An 18,236-nucleotide genomic window follows, 5' to 3' on the forward strand; every position below is an offset into this window, starting at 1 on the left:
GCGGTGACGACCCACACTCTCCTGTCGAGGGCCATGAGCGGCGCCGCCGACCCGCCCCTGCTCCCGCTGCCGGATCGTGTCGCTGAGCTACTGACGGAACTGGGAAGTCCGCCGCGGTTGGCGGCTCATCTGCGAGCCGTCCATGATGTCGCGCACCAACTGGTCGACCGGGTGGGCCTGAACCACCCCGCCTTGACCTTCGACCGCGAGGCCGTGTTGTTCGGAGCGGCGACGCATGATGTGGGAAAGACGGTGCACATCTCCGAGCTCTCCGGACCCGGGGCGGAGCATGAGGAGGCCGGGCGGACTCTTCTGCTCGACCACGGCGTCGGCCCGCGGCTGGCCCGCTTCGCCGCGACGCATGCCTCGTGGGCGGAGTCCGGTGCCGGTCTGGAGGACCTCCTGGTGAGCCTCGCGGACAAGATCTGGAAGAACAAGCGTGTCCCCGCCCTGGAGGATCTCGTCGTGGCCCGGCTGGCCGAGGCGACCGGCCGGGCGGTGTGGGAGGAGTTCCTCACGCTCGACGGGGTTCTCGCCCGTATCGGCGAGGGGGCCGACGAGCGCCTGGCGTTCCAGGCGTCCTTCCCCGTCCACGCCTGAGTGCTCGGGGCTCTCTGGTCGACCCGGGAGGCAGGCGGGCGCGTCCTGGCCGGCGGTGGGTCCGACGCCGGGACGGTGACGGGCCCCGTGTACCCGTCGGACCCGTCCGCGGACCGGGACGAAGTCCGGCCCGGCGCGGCGCAGTTCATCGCACGACGGGTCGGCGGCCACGACCGCCGGGCCGGATCACCTGGACGGCGGATCCTCGGCCGCGAGAAACGCCGCCATCCGGTCGAGGGCCTTGCGAGTGGTTTCGGCGCCGCGGACGAAGGTCGTCCGTATCCAGCGGTCGCTGTCCTCCTGCCGCTGGAAGAACGGGGAGCCCGGTGCGACCAGGACGCCCGCCGATTCCGCCAGGCGGCGGGAGAGCGCCCGTGCGGACCAGCCGAGGGCTTCGGTGCCCGCGAAGACGAACCAACCCCCCTCGGGGGGACTCACGGTGAATCCCAACGCGGACAGCCCGGCCACCAGCTCGTCCCGTTGTTCCTGGAACAGAAGCCGGCCGTCCAGGACATCGGATGCCTGCAGCGCGGACGCACCGTACTGCAGGGGATGGTTGGTGCCCACGGTCGTGTGCTCATGGATCCTGCGCAGCACCGTTGTCATCTCCGGGTCGGCGATGCAGTATCCGATGCGCCATCCCGTCATCTGCATCTTCTTGGACAGGCTGCCGACGATCACGCTGTTCGACCGGGCTCGCGGCATCGCGAGCGGGGACAGGTGCCGGCGCCCGTCGAAGACCGTGCAGTCGTAGACCTCGTCGGTGATGCAGACGATGCCCTGCTCCTGGCACACGTTCATCACGAGGTCGAGCTCTTCGGCGTCGAAGACCCGTCCGGTCGGATTGTGCGGTGTGTTCAGCACCACTGCCCGCGTCCGCGGCGAGAGCGCGCCCGTCAGCGCGTCCTCGGTGAGTCGCCAGTCCGGTGCCCGCAGCCGCACGAAGCGCGGTACCGCTCCCGTCAGTTCGACGACCCCGGGGTAGAGCTCGAAGTAGGGCTCCAGCAGCAGGACTTCGTCACCGGGATCGGTGACGGCCAGAAGGGAGGTCAGCAACGCCTCCGTGGCGCCCACCGTCACCGTGATCTCGGTGTCCGGATCCACGACGACCCCGTGGGTCCGCAGGGCGTCCGCAGCGATGACGGCACGCAACTCGGGCAGCCCCGACGTGTCGGCGTACTGGTGCCGGCCCTGGCGCAGGGCCGACACCGCGGCGTCCACGACGGCCGCGGGCGGGTCGCCCGGGGGTATGCCCAACGCGATGTCCAGCGAGCCGGAGCGAGCCAGACGCTGCAGCCCGGCCAGCTCCATGGGGGCGACCGCCTGCGCCCGCAGAGACGGCTTCACCGGGCCGGTGCTCCGGCCGTGATCTCGTAGTACGCGAAACGGAACATGGTGTTGGGCACCGACTGGACCCGTCGGCACGTGAGCCCGGCCGCCTCGATGACCTTCAGCCACGGCTCCCGGGGCTGCGGGAAGCCCTGTTCGGTGAGCGCGTGGACCAGGAAGAAGTCCGCGTCCTCGGCGTCCGTGAACAGTTCGGGCTCGGCGAGGACCAGTACACTGCCCGGCTTGCCCGCGAGCAGATCCGAGTAGGCGCGCAGCAGTTCGACCACCGCCTCCTCACCGTCCCGGAAGTGCTCGTGCACGGCGCCGACGGCGATGAAGAGATCGCATTCCCTGGCGGCCTCGGGCCAGTCCTGCGGCGCGAACGCGTCACCGACGACGAAAGACGCCCGGTCGTCGAGGCCCTCCTCCACCGCCCGCTTCGAGCCCAGCGCCACTGCGTCCTCGGCGATGTCCAGGCCCACCGCCCGCAGTTGGGGGTCCTCCCGGCACAGATCGAGTACCAGTCCACCGGTTCCGCAGCCGAGGTCCAGTACTCGCTCGGCCTGGTACTTCCCGACCAGATCGCGGACCACGTTCATGCCGACGCTCCGGAACAGCACCTCGCAGCGGCGGCCGAGCGCCTCGGTGTCACGCGCCACGTCGGCACCGTACCGGAGGCGTCCGGTGAGGAGTCCCTCGATGTTCCTGAGCACCGGCCCGTAGGCTTCGGTGTAGTAGCCGATCACCGCCTCGGGTACCTCACCGAACAGGGCAGCGCCACTCGGGGTCAGCCGCCACGAGTCCCCCTGTGACTCGACCAGGCCGCGCACCTCCACGAAGCGCAGCACGTTCCCCGCCAGCTCGGTGTAGGCACCCGGCGGGACCAGGTCCGAGAGGGGCTTCCACTCGAGGGACAGCCGGGCCGCGACGCCGGTCCGTGCCAGTCCCAAGACCGCGTTGCACAGCACATATGACGACGCGAGTCCGGCGGCGCCGGTCTCGGCCACCGCCTTCCACTGTTCCTGCACCGACGCGTCGAGCACCTCGACCGACTCGGCCCTGCTGGACATGGTCACTCCTGTCGTTGGGTGTCCTGATGAATGTCTGGCGCCGCGCGTGACGTCCGCTCGGTTCACAACCGGGCTCGTATCGCCTCGCCGGCGCGACGGGTGTCCAGCGAACCACCGAGATCGGGGGTGGTTTCCCCGGCTGCCACGGCGTCGGAGAGCGCGGCTCGCAGGGCGGCGGCCTCCTCGTGGTGGCCCAGGTCGTCGATGAGCAGCCCGGCGCTGAGGATGGCGCCGACCGGATTGGCGATCTGCTTGCCCGCGATGTCCGGTGCGCTGCCGTGGACGGGCTCGTAGAGGCCGAAGCCGCGTTCCGGGTTCAGATTGGCCGACGCCGCCGTGCCGATACCGCCGGCGATCGCGGACGCGATGTCGCTGAGGATGTCGCCGTAGGAGTTGTTGGTCACGATCACATCGAATCCGGTGGGATCGGTGACCAGCTGCATCGCGGCGGCATCGACGTAGAGGTGTCTGGAGACCTTGTCGGGATGGCGTGACGCGGCTGCCCGCCAGCACCTCTGCCACAGACTCCCGCCGAATTCCACGGCGTTCGCCTTGTCCACCACGCACACCTCACGGCGTGCGACGGAGAACGCGTAGTCGACGATACGGGCCGTCCCGTGATAGCTGCTGAGATCCACGTCCAAGGCGATCTCGTGTTCCGAACCGGGGTGCACCGAACCGCCCGCACCGGTGTAGAGGCCCTCGGTGTTCTCCCTGATGACGATGCAGTCCACTGCCCGCGCACTGGACGCCCTGAGTGGGCTCAGCCGGTCGTGCAGCAGTTTCGCCGGGCGGTGGTTGACGTACAGGTCCAACTCGAAGCGCAGACGGAGCAGAACGCCCCGGCCGTACGCCGGCGAGCCGACCCGGGGGTCACCGATGGCCCCGAGCAACACCGAGCGGCTGGACCTCACCCGCTCGAAGTCGTCGTCGGAGAGCGCTACTCCGGTACGGAGAAAGGTGTCGGCGTTGACGTGGTCGAGGAGGTCGAAGTCGAGGCCGAGCTGGAGCTGGTCCAGCGTCAGCATGGCCTGCTCGACCACCTCGGGCCCGATACCGTCGCCGGGAATGACAGCGATGACTGACATATTCGTTCCTCAGCGGGTTTCCGACGGAACCGGTGCCATGTCGGGCGTCAGCACGGGCAGCCAGTGACGGCGTGAACTCTCGTGGGCGGCAATGGCCGCCTCCCTCGTCAGGGTGGCGGTGATGTCGTCGTGTCCCGCGAGCAGCATCCGCCGTGCGCGCCCGTCGATGTCGAAGGTCCAGCTTCGTCCGCCGGCCGAGACCTGGCAGCGCAGCAGATCGATGGTGGCCTCGAACTCACTGTCGTCTTCGGCCCGCTGGAGAAGCCAGGCGACGGCCGGCTCCGGCAACGTGACGGCCAGCAGGCCGTTCTTGAGAGCGTTGCGGCCGAAGATGTCGCCGAAGCTGGGCGCTATGACAGCGGCGACGCCCCAGTCCCGGAGCGCCCAGACGGCATGTTCGCGCGAACTGCCCGTGGCGAAGTGGGGGCCGGCCAACAGGACTGTCGCGCCCGACCGTTCGGGCTGTTCCAGGACGAAGCCGGGGTCCGATCGCCATCTGGCGAACAGCGCGTCGGCGTATCCGGTCCGGTACAGACTCCTGCAGTGCTGGCTGGGGATGATCTGATCGGTGTCCACATTGCTGCGGCGCAGCGGCAGACACCTCCCGGTGTGGGTGCTCAGCGGTTCCACGAGGATCTCCTTAGGGCAGGTCTGCGGGGAGGGCGAGCCTGCCGGCGACCGCGGTGGCGGCGGCGATGGCGGGGGACACCAGATGTGTCCTCGCTTGCGGTCCCTGTCGTCCCTCGTAGTTCCGGTTACTGGTGGACGCGCAGCGCTGCTTGCCGGGGAGCCGGTCGGTGTTCATGCCCAGGCACATGGAGCAGCCCGGCAGACGCCATTCGGCTCCCGCCCCGGTGAAGACCTCGTGCAGGCCTTCCTGTTCCGCCCGGGTGCGGACCTCCATGGAGCCGGGGACCACCAGCACGCGTACGCCGTCGGCGACCCGATGGCCGCGGAGCACGTCCGCGGCGGCTCGGAGGTCTTCGATACGGCCGTTGGTGCACGAGCCGATGAAGACGGTGTCGATGCCGATCTCCCGCATCGGCGTGCCCGGTACGAGGTCCATGTACTCGAGCGCCCGTCGTGCCGAAGCCCGTTCCTCCGGGTCGGCGAGGGCGTCGGGATCGGGCACGGCTCCGCCGAGCGGCACCGCCTGGCCGGGGTTGGTTCCCCAGGTCACCCAGGGGGTCAGCCCGCAGACGTCGACGGTGACGGTGCGGTCGAAGACGGCCGACGTGTCGGTCGTCAAGGTGCGCCAGTGGGCGAGCGCGTCCTCCCAGGCCGGTCCGGACGGACTGCCGGGCCGGTCCGCTAGGTAGGCGAAGGTCGTCTCGTCGGGTGCTATCAGCCCGGCCCTGGCGCCTGCCTCCACACTGAGGTTGCACATCGTCATCCGGCTCTCCATGGAGAGGGAGCGCACCGCCTCGCCGTGGTACTCCACGATGTGGCCGTGCGCGCCGTTGGCGCCGATCTCCGTGATCAGGGCGAGCATCAGGTCCTTGGCGGTGACACCGTCGGCCGGGGTGCCGGTGAACTCCACCGCCATCGTCTTCGGCTGTTGGATCGCGACGGTCTGGGTGGCGAGCACGTGCTCGACATCGCTTGTTCCCACGCCGAACGCGAGCGCACCGAAGGCGCCGTGGGTGGACGTATGGCTGTCTCCGCACACCACGGTCATGCCCGGCTGGACGAGACCGAGTTCGGGGCCGACGACATGGACCACGCCCTGCTGTCGATGGCCGTGCGGGAACAGGCCGACACCGTGCTCGGCGCAGTTGCGGCGCAGTGCCTGCAATTGCTCCCGGCTGAGCGCGTCGGAGACGGTCAGCGAGTCGGTCGGCACGTTGTGATCCTCGACCGCCAGTGTCAGATCGGGCCTTCGCACCCCGCGGCCGGCCTGCCGCAGCCCGTCGAACGCCTGCGGTGAGGTCGCCTCGTGCACCAGGTGCAGGTCGACGTAGAGCAGATCGGGGCCGTCGGGTTCCGTGCACACGACCGCGTTCTGCCAGAGCTTGTCGATGAGTGTCGTCGGAGCCGCGTTCACGCCGTGGCTCCGACACTCCGCGGCACACCGAGCCTGTCGGCCAGCTTGTCACGAAGGACGTCCAGTTCGTCGCAGTCGCCGTTCGGCCGGTTCGCGATGTATTCCTGGTACAGCTCGCTCACCAGGCCGTCGTCGGCGGGTACCCCGAGCTGTCCCAGGAGATGCCGCAGTATCGACCGACCCGAATGCCGTCCCACGAGCAGGGAACGTCTACGTCCGAAGCTCTCGGGCCTGATGAACTCGTACGTGACGGGATTCTGGAGCATGGCCGCCTGGTGAATTCCCGCCTGGGTGGCGAAGGAATTCGTTCCGAAGATGGCCTTGTTGCGCGAGCGCTCCAACGAGATGGCACCGGAAAGCAGTTCGAACGCTTCGTCGAGAAGTTCGGTCCGAATGCCGGTGTCCATGCCGAGTTCGGCGCCCTTGTACGACAGCACCGCCGCGAGTTCCTCGAGCGCGGTGTTGCCGGAGCGCTCGCCGATGCCCGCGAGCGTCGCCTGGACCTCGTCGGCTCCGGCCGCGAGGCCGGCCAGGGCGTTGGCAAGGGAGAGCCCGAGATCGTCGTGACAGTGGGTCGCGAGCACGATGTCGTCGGCTATGCAGGCACGCACCACGGCGACGAGTTCGGCGAACTCCTGGGGAGTCGCGAAGCCGGTGGTGTCGGCGAGGGTCACGGCGGTGGCCCCGGCCTCCACCGCGGTGCCGACCAACGCGCGGATCCACTCGTGCTCACCCCGGCTCGCGTCCTCGACCGCGAGGTTGATGTCGAGGGCACCCAGAGACCGGGCGTACCGGATCGAGTCGCTCACCTCGCTGAGGGCCTCTGCCCTCGTGATGCCACGTTTGTGGCGCAGATGGATGTCGCTGCCGGTGCAGCAGACCTGCACCTGGTGGCGCGGATTGTCCCCGGCCGCCTCCATCGACAGGCGGATGTCCTCACGCGAGCAGCGGTTGAACGTGGAAAAACCGGCTGTGGTGAGCGACTTCGCGATCAACTGCGTGGCTTCGAAATCGGAGGGGGAGGAGCCGGGATAGCCGGTTTCGACCGTGTCAACTCCGAGTTCCTCAAGTTTCAGAGCGAGCGCCAGCTTCTGCTGGGGGGACATCGCATTGCCCGGGGCTTGTTCCCCGTCACGAAGCGTGGCGTCAAAAATGCGTATCCGGCGCATTATTCCTACCGCCGTTCGGGTTGAGTACCTGTTCGAGTCCGCACGGTGCATCGACCTTCGTCGTCACATCGAATGTAGAGGAATTGGACGCGGTGCCACACCGGTCTCATTCCATTCGCCGCACATTGCCAGGTAAGCGTGAGCTCATTCCGTACCGTCAGCGTTCGGAGCGCTGTTCGTGGACGAGTGCGGCGAGTCCATCCAGACCTGCCCTGATCTGGTGGGGCTGAAGAAGGCTGAACGACAGACGTATCTGGTGGGTGTGCCGCCGCCCGGCATAAAAGTGGTGCATGGGCGTCCAGATCACCTGGTGCTGCCGCGCTGAATGCTCCAGCAGCGCGTCGTCGGTGCGGAACGACACCGTGAGGACGAGGAAGAACCCGCCGCCGGGTGTGTTCCAGGTGACCCCGGAGCCCGGTGGGAACCGCTCGGCCAGGCCGCGCAGCATCACCTGGAGGTTGCCGCGGTACAGCTCCGCCTGACGCGTGTTGGCCCGCGCGAGGCTGTAGCCGTTCTCCAGCAGCTTGCCCGCGACAACCGCCTGGGCCAGCGGCGAGGTGTTCACCGTCAACATGCTCTTCACCTTGGCCAGTTGATCGGCCAGCAGCCCCAGCCGTCGGCCGCCGGCGTCGGTGACCACCTGGTCCGCGACGACGTACCCGACCCGGGCACCGGGCATCGCCGTCTTGGCGAACGACCCGAAGTAGACAACACGCCTACGGGTGTCGAGGGCCTTCAGGGTGGGCAACCGCGCGGAGCCCGCGGGAAACAGACCGTACGGATTGTCCTCCAGCAGCAGCAGATCGAGCTGCTCGGCCAGGTCGAGCAGCCGACGTCTGGTGTCCAGATCCAGGCTGACCCCCAGCGGATTGGAGAAGTCGGGGATCACGTAGCAGGCCCGGGGACGCAGGCCCTCGGCTCTCACCCGCCGCACAGTACGGGCCAGGTCTTCGAGGTCCACCCCGTGGTCCCCGGCGCGCACCGGCAGCACCGGAAGGTCGGCCAGCTGAGCGGCACCGTTGAGCCCGACGTAGGTGGGCGACACGGCGAGCACCACGTCGCGCTCGTCCGTGCGCAGCGCGCGCAGCGCCAGGAACATCGCTTCCTGGCAGCCCACGGTGATCACGATGGATTCCGGGTCGGGCTCGAAGCCCTCGTCGACCGTCAGGTTCCTGGCCACCAGGTCATGGATGACGCCCTTGGTCCGGCCGTACTGGAAGAGGAGCCGGCCGACCTCCTCCTCGGACCAACCGCGGACCAGGGCGAGATGTTCGCAGAAGGTCCGCAGATGACGATGGACCTCCTCGACGTCGAAGAAGCCCTCGTAGGGCCGGCCGGCCGCGAAGGAGATCGCGTCCGGGAACCGCTGCGCCACCTCGTTGAGGAGGTTCATGGAGTCCAGCGCCGGGTCGTCGAGGGAGCCGTGCAGCGCCTCGATCCGCAGGGTCGCCGGCTTGGCGCCATGGAGCTCCGAGCCCTGCCTCACCGTGGAGGTCATGACGTCGTTCCAGCCTCGGACGCGGAGACACCGGTCGGCGCTGTCGTGGTGAGCCGCCGGGCCGATGACAGGTCCGCGCATCCGGCAAGTGTCATCGCGTGCTCCAGCTCCGTGTGCAGCAGACGGAGCACCTGAGAGGCGCCGTCCTGCCCGCCCGCGGCGAGTCCCCACAGCGCGGGCCTGCCGACCAGCACCCCCGAAGCGCCGAGCGCCAGTGCCTTGAGCACGTCCGTACCGCTGCGGATCCCGCTGTCCACCAGGACGGGGCAACGGCCGGACACCTCCCGTACCACCGAGGACAGGGCGCTGATACTGGGCAGTGCCCCGTCCAATTGGCGCCCGCCGTGGTTGGAGACCACCATCGCGTGCACCCCGGCATCGACTGCTCTGGCCGCGTCGGCCGGATCCATGATTCCCTTGAGTATCAACGGGAGACCGGTCCGGTCGCGGACCCACTCCAAGTCCGCCCAACTCAGGGCCGGATCCAAGGCCTCGGCCGTATGGACCATGACCGCTGAACTGCCCGGCTGCTCACTGTGGGCGGTGGATCCACGCCCGGCGGCCGGTGAACCTTCCAGGTTCGCGGCACTCACGGTGCTCGGCAGCGTGAAGGCGTTGCGCATGTCGCGCAGTCGTCGTCCCATCCGGGGAACGTCCACCGTCAGGACGAGCGCGCGACAGCCCGCGGCCTCGGCGCGCTTGATGAGTTCTCCGGTCCGGGCCCGGTCGCGCAGCCAGTAGAGCTGGAACCAGGTCTCGGCGCCGACACCGGCGATCGCCTCGATGGTGTGACTGCTGAGCATGCTCGCGATGAAGACCACGCCGGCGGACCGCGCCGCGCGGGCCAGCGCGAGTTCGCCGTCCGGGTGCACGAGCTGCTGGTACGCCATGGGGGCGATGGCGACCGGCATGGACACCGGGCTGCCGAGCAACTCGCCCGCGCAGTCCCCCCGCGTGACGCCGGTCAGTGTCCGTGGTGTCAGGCATATCCGGCTGAGGGCAGTGAGGTTGGCCACGAGAGTCGACTCGCTGCCGCTGCCGCCGTCGATGAAGTCCCATACGTGCCTCGGGAGCGCCCGGAATGCCGCCTTCTCGGCATCACCGATGTCGAACAGCGCCAGGGAGTCCGAGGCCGCCGAGGTCACGACAGAATCCCGGTCTTGACCCGCTCGGCTTCGACGGCCTCGTACAGAGCCTTGATGTTGCTGCTGCCGAAGGTGCTCGCGCCGAGCCGCTCGATGATCTCGAGGAAGAAGGTGCGGCGCGGGTGAGTGGACTGCGTGAAGATCTGGAACAGTTGCCCGCCGTGGTCCTCGTCGGCCAGCACGTCGAGCCGCCGCAGATCCTCGGTGGTGTGTCCGGTCGGCGTGAGTCGCTTGCCGAGCAGGTCGTAGTAGGAGTCCGGGGTCCGCAGGAACCGCACGCCTCGCTCGCCCAGCGTCGAAACAGTGCCCACCACGTCCTCGGTGCGGAACGCGATGTGCTGGACGCCTTCGCCGAGATGGCTGTCGAGGAAGGCGTCGATCTGGCCGGGATCCGCTGTGGGGTCGGGCTCGATCAGGGTCAGGGTGACGGCGCGTGACGCGTTCTGCACCACTCGGGAACGCATGGCCTGGGTGCCCACGCCGATCTGTTCCTCGAAGACCAGGCGGAAGCCGAGGGCCGACTCGTAGAACGCCACCGCGGTGTCAATGTTTCCTGGATTCAGGCAGACCGCGAAGTGGTCGATGTCGAGCAGCGCGGCGCCGGCGTGCGGGGAGAGCTCCGCGGTGTCCGGGAAGCCGGGGAGGAAGATCCTGTCGCCGACCCGGTCCGGGGCCTGGACGAACGTGTGACGCACATCCCCGAACCCGTGGATCGCGGCCGTGAGTCCGCCCGCGGAGCCGTCCGGCTGTCCTGGCGGTGCCAGGGGCCTGGCACCGCCTTCCACCGCCCGGTCGAACGCGGCGCGCGCGTCGGTGGTGCGCAGGGCGATGTCGGCGACGCCGTCTCCGTGCGCCGAGACATAGGAATGGGCGGGATGCCGTGCGGAGCGAGGCTCGGTGACCACCAGGACGATGTCCCCTTGGCGCAGGGCGATGGAGAAGTGATCGCTGTGTCCGCCCAGCTCACCCGATGTGGCGAAGGGGTCGAAGCCGTACTCCGCCGCGAACTGGGCAGCCTGCTGCAGGGCGTCGGCCACATAGAACTCGACGTGATTGATCGTCAGGTCGGGGAGCGCAGGGGGTTGGGAAGCGCGGACCATTGGGGAACTCCTCAAATTCAGTGGCCGACAATCCGGGGCGTGAACCGGAGGCTCGGTCGGTTCGTGTGTTCTGCCTCGCGGTGAAATTTCACGCCGTGCCCCTCCACAGCACCGGGCAGAACTCCGGATCGGCATAATCAGGTGTTCCCTGCGGTGTCCTGCGGACCAGGAAGTCATGGTTGTACGAGGCTGTCTCACCGTTGCGGAGGCGGAATTCCTGGTAGGCGTTCTCGCCGTCCTGCAGATGCAATGAAATGGCGCGTCGCGGCACGGTGGAACGATTTTCTCCGCTACCGTGGTACGTGTGGCTGTGGTGGAAGCTGGCGTGCCCCTTGGGAATGATCATGGGAACCTTCTTCACCTCTGTCCCATTGAACCTGGCGTTCCTCTCCAGAATGGATTCGAGGTCGTTCCGGTCACGGTCGGCGAAGTGCATCGAGGTGACGCTCTCCTCGTTCTTCGCCTCCTGCCACCGGCTGCTGCGATCGATCATGGTGATTGTTCCCATGTCCTCGCCGCAGTCATGGAAGGGAATGAACGCGGTGAGCATCCGCCCGGACACCGACGTGGCCCAGTAATCTCCGTCGAAGTGCCAGGGGACGATATTGCTCGGCTCGTCCGGACGCGGCGGCTTGAAGATGAGGGTGGACTGGAACACCCGGATCTCTGTCGCGCCGGAGAGCCGTGCCGCCACCGCCCCCAACAACGGCTTGCGCAGAATGGCGCCGATGGCGGAACTCTCGTAGTGAATGTAGTCGTTGTGCCGTTGAACCGGGCCGTCCTGCGGCTTCCAATAGGCCAGCCGTGGGGGACGGTGCGGCAGCGGCCGGTCCACGTGGCCGGCGTAGAACCTTTCGCTCGCCGTCTCCAGCCGCTCCACCTCCTCATCGCTGAAGAGTTTCTTCGACAGATACCAGCCGTGTTCTGCGTAGAACGCGACATCACTGTCGGAGGGCAGGAGCTCGACTTCCGCATCGGTCAGGATGAATTCCCTTGTGGTTGCGCTCATGCTATGTCCGTCCAGGTTTCTTCCGACATGAAATCAGCCAACTCCTTCTCGGCGATCCGGTCGACTTCGCCCCAGGCCCGCTCCACATCGCCGAGGGACGTGCGGATATTGCCGATCGAGAACCGCATCACGTAGCCGTCACGGATCACGGCATGTGACAGGAAAACAGCGCCGGAAGCATTGACCGCTCTGAGGATCCGGGCATTCAGCGCATCAACCATCTCTTGTATCCGGATCTTGGACAGCCGGTTGTCCGCACAAATCACCTCGGGTTCGTAGCGCAGACACACCAAGGGATAGTTCGACGAGACCGGGCACCTCCAGTCGGGATGCCGCGATACGGACATGCGCAGCCAGTCCGCGATTTCGAGGGACTGGTCGAGCCGGGCGGCCAGGCCGGCACGTCCGAACGACCTGATCACCCACCACAGCTTCAAGGCCCGGAATCCACGACCGAGCTGGGGTGACAGGTCCATGAAGTCGCACGTGTCGCCTTCGTGAGTGGACCTCAGGTATTCGGGCACAAGCCGGAAGGTGTTCGCCAGCGCGCCCCGGCGACGGCAGTAGAGCGCGGTCGCGTCCAACGGCACGAACAGCGTCTTCTGCGGGTTGACCACCAGCGAGTCCCCGACCGCGGGGCTCTCGAGGGCGCCGGCCAGCGACGACGCGACGCGATACAGGCCACCGTACGCGGCGTCGACGTGCAGCCAGACGTCGTGCCTGCCACAGACGTCCGCGATGGGGCCGAGGGGATCCGCCGCGCCCACGGCGGTGGTCCCCACGGTCGCGACCACCGCCAACGGCTTGAAGCCCGCGGCCAGGTCGCGCCGGATCGCCTCGTCCAGCAGATCCGGCCGCATGCGGTACTGCTCGTCGGACGGCACCCGGACGACATTGGCGAGTCCCGTACCCAGGGTGATCGCGGCCTTGTCGATCGAGCTGTGAGCCTGGTCCGACGTATAGATGCGCAGCGTCGGCACGCCGGGGCCGGCTGTTCCCTTCTCCCTGACGTCGAAGTCGAGAGCGTGGTCACGCGCCGCCGTCAAAGCATAGAGATTTGCCAGTGAAGCACCGGTGACCAGGAGGCCGTCCGCGTCCTCGGGGTAGTCGGCCATGCGCGCGACCCAGCGCAGCACCACCTGTTCGAGAGCGGAAGCGGCGGGGCTGGTCTGCCACAGCATGGAGTTGACGTTCAGTGCTGCCGTCACGGTCTCCGCGAGGACACCGGGAAGGCTCGCGGAGGTGGGAAAATAGCCGTGGAACGACGGATGGTTCCATTGCACGAGACCAGGAATCACCTTCTCGCGCGTATCGGCCAGGATGCGTGAGAAGTGTTCACCCGCCTCGGGCAGGTCCGCCCGCAACGCGTCCTTCAGCTGCTGCGGATGCTGCGGGACGGCCACAGGAATGTCCCGGATGGACTCGAAGTGCTCGCGGATCAAGGAGATCACTGCACGGCCGTGCTCCTCGAAGACGGCCGGCTCCCAATCCCCTACTTCCTCAGGCATCTTCTTCCCCTCCGTTCTCAGGCACTGCTGTCGACGGCATCGACGTCCACCGGAAGCTCGGTGAAGTACGTGATCTCACGAGGCCCGGCACAGTACTTGGCGTAGAAATCAGCGAGGAGCAGTTCCTCGTTCCTGATGAATTCCTCGTGCTCGGCCCGGCTGCGCCAGGTGTACATCATCCAGATCTCGCCGGGGCTGTTCTGGCGCTGGAAGAAGCGGCCGTGCTCACACCACCCAGGATCGACATGGGCCGGCGGTCCCACCAGCTCGTCCATCTCCTGCATGAGTTCCAGGGCTTGGCCGGCGAATTCGTCTGCGAGCCGCCAGGTCTCGAGTACGGTGACCATTGGTTCAGTGCCTCCTCATCTAGTTCTTCAGCCTGTTCACGCACTGGGGAGAACCGAGATTTTCCGGGATGCCGACTACGAGGTACTCCGTACCCGAGATTACGCTTCACGCTGCGGCACGCGAATGACCAGAATCCATCTCAGGCTCATTGGGCGGTAACCGCTCCCGCCCCGAAGGCGTGATGGTCGCGCGGCTGAGCGGAGGCCACAGCGGGCATCACCTGCCGGGCCACCAGTTCGACGGTCTGCCAATCGATCGGCGGACGGACCCCGAGCACAAAGTCGGTGACGCCCAGTTGACGGTAACGAAGCAGATCGGCCACGCACTGGTCGGGCGTCCCGAAAGTCACGTACTCGTCCAACAGCGGGGAATCAGCGGGAAGACGCCGCAGCAGTTCGGCTTTTCGGGCCCTGGCCTCCCGTTCGTCCTCGGCCAGTACCGCTCGGAAGGTCACGGACCGGCGGATGTCCTCCGGGGCTCGCCCGACCGCAGCACAATGCCGCGCGAGGGCCTCGCACTTGCGGCGGTAGGACTCGGGAGTTCCGGCGAGCGTGTTCCAGATGTCGGCGTGCTCTGCCACGATCCGGAGCAGCCGCCGTTCACCGTCGCCGCCGATCACCAGCGGAACCCGCGGCTGGAGAGGCTTGGGCGCCAAATGGGCGGAACTCAACCGGACATACTGCCCGGAGAAGTCCGCGACCTCCTCCGTCCAGAGCGCCCGCGTCACGCGGCACGCTTCGTCCAGCAGATCCATGCGCGCTCCGGCCGGAGGAAAGGGAATGCCGTACTGCGTGTAGCCGAGATCGGGGCCCGCCGCGCCCAGGCCGAACTCCAGCCGCCCGCCGGAGATGTGGTCGATGGTCGAGGCCATGGTCGCGGCGACGGCCGGGTGCCGCCAGGTAGGGGCGGAGACCAGGATGGCGCACCGGATGCGGCTGGTTCGCGCGGCCAGCGCGGCCAGCAGCGTCATTCCGTCGAAGCAGGGTCCGCCGGGGCCTCCAAGCGGCGGCCGGAAGTGGTCGAAGACGGACGCCCACTGATAGCCGAGTGCCTCAGCGCGCTGCCACAGAACGAGGGATTCCTCGAACGTCTCGTTCTGCTGGCCCGAGTGGACACCGAACCGGATGGCTTCACCGTGGACCGGCATCGGGATCCTCCGTGCCGAGCGTCGCCCGGAGCGCCTCGGTGATGGTACGAACGCTTTCGAAGGTGCTGCGGTGCATGACGTCCGCGGGCAGCAGCACGGAGAACGTGTCCTCGAGCGCGACCAGCAGGGTCACCAGCTCCAGCGACCCGAGCCGGAGCGAGTGGAGCCGGCTGTCGGGACTCGACAGCGCCTCGGCTTGGTCTTCGGGCAGTACACGCCGGACGACTTGCGTCACGGCGGCGAGCGTCGGTTCCATACCTGGCCTCCTCAGCGGATCAGGAACTCGTGCGTCGTCCGGTGGCGGTAGACCTCACCCGGATCGAGCCGGGAGAAGGGGGAGGGTTCGCGGCCCGGCGGGTCGGGGAGGGCACCGGCTTCCAGGCAGAGGCCGCCACGGGGGTGATCGGTGAACTTGTCCGCCGAGTACACGCCCAGGCCTGGCTGGTCCGTGAGCACCCGCATGGCGCGCCCGCTGGCGGGGTCGTACAGTTCCGCGGCCCAGGCCGGGTCGTCCAGGACGAAGCAGTTGTCGATCTGGGCACCGGCGATCGGCCGCGGTTCGCGGTAGTCGAGAGCGGTGCCGGCGATGGGAGAGGGTGGTTGGGGGAGCGGCAGCAGCTCACTGTCGAACACCACGGCCCGATCCGCGTTGACGGCGAGCCGGTGGTGGTCCACGGTGCCCGACCCGGACAGATTCCAGAAGGCGTGGTTGGTCAGTCCGACGACGGTCGGCGCCGTGGAGGTGGCTCGGTAGTCGAACGTGAGCCGCCGGTGGCGGTCCACCCGGTAGACGACCTCGGCGGACAGCGTCCCTGGATAGCCCTGGTCACCGTCAGGGGTCACCAGCCGCATGTGGAGCACGAGTTCGTCGTCCTGGTGCTCGGCATCGGCCTCCCACACGTAACGGTCGAATCCGATGCTGCCACCGTGTACGTGGTGCCGGCCTTCGTTGCGGTCGAGCTCGTGCTCGACTCCGTCCAGCCGGAGCCGCCCGTCCCCGACGATCCGGCAGTAGCGTCCGAGCGTCGACCCGACGTAGGGGTTGCGCCGCCGGTCCTGGTAGCTGCTCAGGTCCGGGAGGCGGACCACGGTGTTGCCCACCATGCCGGACCGATCCGGTGTGAGGACCTCGACGGTGGAGGCGCCGTAGGTCCAGATCACCACGCTGAGGCCGTCGCCGGTGTCCAGCGTGTAGGAGTCGACCGTGGTCGGACCCTGGCCGCAGTGCCCGCGCGTGCTGCCCACCGCCTCCTTGCGAATGTTCATCCGTCTGCCTCCGCTCCGGCGGCGGGGGCAGGGGCGAAGCTCTTCTGGAGGCGTACGGTTCGCCGCCCCTCACCGTCCGTGAGAACGCCGCCATGACGGCGGAAGCCGAGCAGCTCCAACAGCTTCACGGTGTCGGCCAGGTCCGGGTTGGCCTCCGAGCGGAGGGCGTCCGCGCCTCGGGCCGAGGCCAGTTCCAGGGCGCGGCGTACACAGGTCGCCCCGGCGGGCGTGCTGTCGGCCAGCCACCGCGGGGCGACGGCGAGGCGTCCCAGGTAGGCCGGTCTGGTGGCCGCCGGAAAACTGTCCGGGGCCAGGGCGAACGGCGGGTCCCAGGTCAGCGTGAACATCCCGGCGGCCTCGCCGTCATGACGCAACAGGTGGACGTCGCCCGCGTGCACGCGCCGCTCGGTTGTTCCGGAGTTCCGTACGGGGGCCGCCGAGCCGTACTTCCGCGCCTGATAGCCGTCGCAGGCGCGGAGCAGGGCATGTACTTCGTCCGGGTCCTCGGCCGTCTCCCAGGTCCAGTCCACCACTGTGCTCCCGGTCATCGCTCCGGCCCGAGGGCACGGACCGTGACGGTCTTGGGCCGCTGGTAGTCGGAGAGCGCGAGCACACTCAGATCGGTGCCGTGTCCTGAGCCCCGGCGCCCGCCGTGCGGAAGTTCGGGGGTCTGCTCCAGGTGGCAGTTCACCCAGACTTCCCCCGCGTCGAGTGAACCCGCCAGGGCCAGGGCGGTGTCCATGGACGTGCTCCAGACACTGGCGCCCAGGGCCTGCGGGACGCCGTTGGCCATCCTGACCGCTTCGTCGTGGCCGGCCGCCGCCTGGACGGTCAGCACCGGCCCGAAGATCTCCTCGTGCACGGCGGGGTCCTGGGACGGAAGGTCCGCCAGGATCTGGCCGGGACGCCAGTAGCCACGTGTCTCGTCCGACTGCGTGGTGATGTCGGCGACGTGCCGGATTCCGGCGGCACTGCTCGCCAGGATGCGGTCGTAGCGGGCCACTTGGTCCGGATTGTTGAGCGGCCCGAAGTCCGTTCCGGCGGACCGCACGGCCATCGCCTTCGCCAGGCCCTCGACGACCTCCGTGTAGTTCTCGCGCAGCGTGATGACCCGGGCGGGGGAGGCGCAGCTCTGGCCGGCGTTGTAGGTGCAGGCTCGGACGAGTGCCTCATAGGTGTCCTCGTCGGCGTCAGGGAGCACCACCGCCGGGCCGTTGCCCCCCAGTTCCAGACTCACCCGGCGCAGGCCCGCTCTTCGCACCACATCGAGACCTCCCGCTGCGCTTCCCGTGAACGCCACCGCGTCGACTCGGGTGTCGACCAGCAGACGCCCGGTCTCCCGGTCCCCGGGTACCACCGTCACGACCCCCGGCCCGAGGATCTCGTCGCAGTACTGGCCGAGTATCACGGCGGAGTCGGGTGTCGTCTCCGCCGGCTTGACCACCACGGTGTTGCCGGCGGCGAGAGCCGGCGCGGCACGCCAGGCGGTCATCAGGAGCGGATAGTTCCAGGGAACGATGGCGGCGACCACGCCCAGCGGTTCCCACCGGACCCAGCTTTCGCGTCCGGGGAGCAAGTGACCGGCGGCCGGGCTGTTCCCGGTCCGCAGGGCTCCCGCGAAGAAGCGCAGTACATCGGCGCTCTGCTCGACCTCGCCCCGGGCCTCTGCCTCGGGTTTGCCGGTACCGGCCCGCTCGGCGGCCACGAACGCGTCCGCGTGGTCCTCGATCGATTCCGCGAGCCGGAGCAGCAGCCGGGAGCGCCGTGCCGGGGTCAGTGCGGCCCAGGCCGGCTGGGCCCGTCGAGCGCGGGCCACCGCGCCGACCACCAGGCGTGCGCCGCTGACCGGTATCTCCTGCCGTACGAGTCCGGTGCGGGGGTCGGTGAGCTTGGTCGTGTCCTGTTGCAAGGACAT

18 protein-coding genes are annotated in these 18,236 nt (G+C 68.4%); 1 reads left to right on the forward strand and 17 read right to left on the reverse strand.

Features of this window, described 5'->3' with window-relative positions; genetic code table 11:
- Positions 1-33 precede the first annotated feature (33 nt).
- Positions 34-600, forward strand: a complete 567-nt coding sequence (locus ACFVTC_RS27115; RefSeq protein ID WP_390131175.1) for an HD domain-containing protein — start codon at positions 34-36, stop codon at positions 598-600.
- 186 nt (positions 601-786) lie between these two features.
- On the opposite strand, the gene ACFVTC_RS27120 is transcribed toward ACFVTC_RS27115, so the two are convergent.
- The 17 genes from ACFVTC_RS27120 to ACFVTC_RS27200 all read right to left on the reverse strand — a co-directional run bounded on the left by ACFVTC_RS27120 (position 787) and on the right by ACFVTC_RS27200 (position 18,236).
- Positions 787-1,947 carry a pyridoxal phosphate-dependent aminotransferase gene (locus ACFVTC_RS27120; RefSeq protein WP_390131130.1) on the reverse strand — a complete coding sequence of 387 codons (1,161 nt, stop codon included), beginning with the start codon at positions 1,945-1,947 and terminating at the stop codon, positions 787-789.
- On the reverse strand, positions 1,944-2,999 hold the full coding sequence (locus ACFVTC_RS27125) for an SAM-dependent methyltransferase (RefSeq protein WP_390131131.1): 1,056 nt from the start codon (positions 2,997-2,999) through the stop codon (positions 1,944-1,946). The genes ACFVTC_RS27120 and ACFVTC_RS27125 overlap by 4 nt, the downstream gene beginning before the upstream one ends.
- Positions 3,000-3,061: 62 nt before the next feature.
- Positions 3,062-4,087, reverse strand: a complete 1,026-nt coding sequence (locus tag ACFVTC_RS27130) for an isocitrate/isopropylmalate dehydrogenase family protein (RefSeq protein ID WP_390131132.1) — start codon at positions 4,085-4,087, stop codon at positions 3,062-3,064.
- 9 nt (positions 4,088-4,096) lie between these two features.
- On the reverse strand, positions 4,097-4,717 hold the full coding sequence (leuD, locus tag ACFVTC_RS27135; protein ID WP_390131133.1) for a 3-isopropylmalate dehydratase small subunit: 621 nt from the start codon (positions 4,715-4,717) through the stop codon (positions 4,097-4,099).
- A gap of 10 nt (positions 4,718-4,727) precedes the next feature.
- The gene (leuC, locus tag ACFVTC_RS27140; RefSeq protein ID WP_390131134.1) at positions 4,728-6,131 is read right to left on the reverse strand and encodes a 3-isopropylmalate dehydratase large subunit; all 1,404 of its coding nucleotides are present in this window, start codon (positions 6,129-6,131) and stop codon (positions 4,728-4,730) included.
- Positions 6,128-7,351, reverse strand: coding sequence for a LeuA family protein (locus tag ACFVTC_RS27145; RefSeq protein ID WP_390131135.1), 1,224 nt, complete (start codon positions 7,349-7,351; stop codon positions 6,128-6,130). Before ACFVTC_RS27145 ends, leuC begins: the two co-directional genes overlap by 4 nt.
- A gap of 106 nt (positions 7,352-7,457) precedes the next feature.
- Complete coding sequence (locus ACFVTC_RS27150) at positions 7,458-8,798, reverse strand: PLP-dependent aminotransferase family protein (protein ID WP_390131136.1); 1,341 nt, start codon at positions 8,796-8,798, stop codon at positions 7,458-7,460.
- Positions 8,795-9,943 carry an alpha-hydroxy acid oxidase gene (locus ACFVTC_RS27155; RefSeq protein ID WP_390131137.1) on the reverse strand — a complete coding sequence of 383 codons (1,149 nt, stop codon included), beginning with the start codon at positions 9,941-9,943 and terminating at the stop codon, positions 8,795-8,797. The genes ACFVTC_RS27150 and ACFVTC_RS27155 overlap by 4 nt, the downstream gene beginning before the upstream one ends.
- A complete protein-coding gene (gene hppD / locus ACFVTC_RS27160; protein WP_390131138.1) occupies positions 9,940-11,043 on the reverse strand; it encodes a 4-hydroxyphenylpyruvate dioxygenase in 1,104 nt (367 codons plus the stop codon). The genes ACFVTC_RS27155 and hppD overlap by 4 nt, the downstream gene beginning before the upstream one ends.
- Before the next feature lie 88 nt (positions 11,044-11,131).
- Positions 11,132-12,052, reverse strand: a complete 921-nt coding sequence (locus ACFVTC_RS27165; RefSeq protein WP_390131139.1) for a phytanoyl-CoA dioxygenase family protein — start codon at positions 12,050-12,052, stop codon at positions 11,132-11,134.
- On the reverse strand, positions 12,049-13,560 hold the full coding sequence (locus ACFVTC_RS27170; RefSeq protein WP_390131140.1) for a pyridoxal phosphate-dependent decarboxylase family protein: 1,512 nt from the start codon (positions 13,558-13,560) through the stop codon (positions 12,049-12,051). The genes ACFVTC_RS27165 and ACFVTC_RS27170 overlap by 4 nt, the downstream gene beginning before the upstream one ends.
- Before the next feature lie 17 nt (positions 13,561-13,577).
- On the reverse strand, positions 13,578-13,907 hold the full coding sequence (locus ACFVTC_RS27175; RefSeq protein WP_390131141.1) for a hypothetical protein: 330 nt from the start codon (positions 13,905-13,907) through the stop codon (positions 13,578-13,580).
- Between the two features lie 146 nt (positions 13,908-14,053).
- Positions 14,054-15,055: an LLM class flavin-dependent oxidoreductase gene (locus tag ACFVTC_RS27180; RefSeq protein WP_390131142.1), complete on the reverse strand. Its 1,002-nt coding sequence runs from the start codon at positions 15,053-15,055 to the stop codon at positions 14,054-14,056.
- Positions 15,039-15,311 carry a phosphopantetheine-binding protein gene (locus ACFVTC_RS27185; RefSeq protein WP_390131143.1) on the reverse strand — a complete coding sequence of 91 codons (273 nt, stop codon included), beginning with the start codon at positions 15,309-15,311 and terminating at the stop codon, positions 15,039-15,041. Before ACFVTC_RS27185 ends, ACFVTC_RS27180 begins: the two co-directional genes overlap by 17 nt.
- Before the next feature lie 11 nt (positions 15,312-15,322).
- Positions 15,323-16,321, reverse strand: coding sequence for an aldose epimerase family protein (locus tag ACFVTC_RS27190; protein ID WP_390131144.1), 999 nt, complete (start codon positions 16,319-16,321; stop codon positions 15,323-15,325).
- Positions 16,318-16,869, reverse strand: coding sequence for a hypothetical protein (locus tag ACFVTC_RS27195; protein ID WP_390131145.1), 552 nt, complete (start codon positions 16,867-16,869; stop codon positions 16,318-16,320). Before ACFVTC_RS27195 ends, ACFVTC_RS27190 begins: the two co-directional genes overlap by 4 nt.
- Positions 16,866-18,236, reverse strand: coding sequence for an aldehyde dehydrogenase family protein (locus ACFVTC_RS27200; RefSeq protein ID WP_390131146.1), 1,371 nt, complete (start codon positions 18,234-18,236; stop codon positions 16,866-16,868). The genes ACFVTC_RS27195 and ACFVTC_RS27200 overlap by 4 nt, the downstream gene beginning before the upstream one ends.

Source organism: Streptomyces sp. NPDC057950, assembly GCF_042887295.1.
GTDB classification, from domain to species: Bacteria; Actinomycetota; Actinomycetes; order Streptomycetales; family Streptomycetaceae; genus Streptomyces; species Streptomyces kaempferi.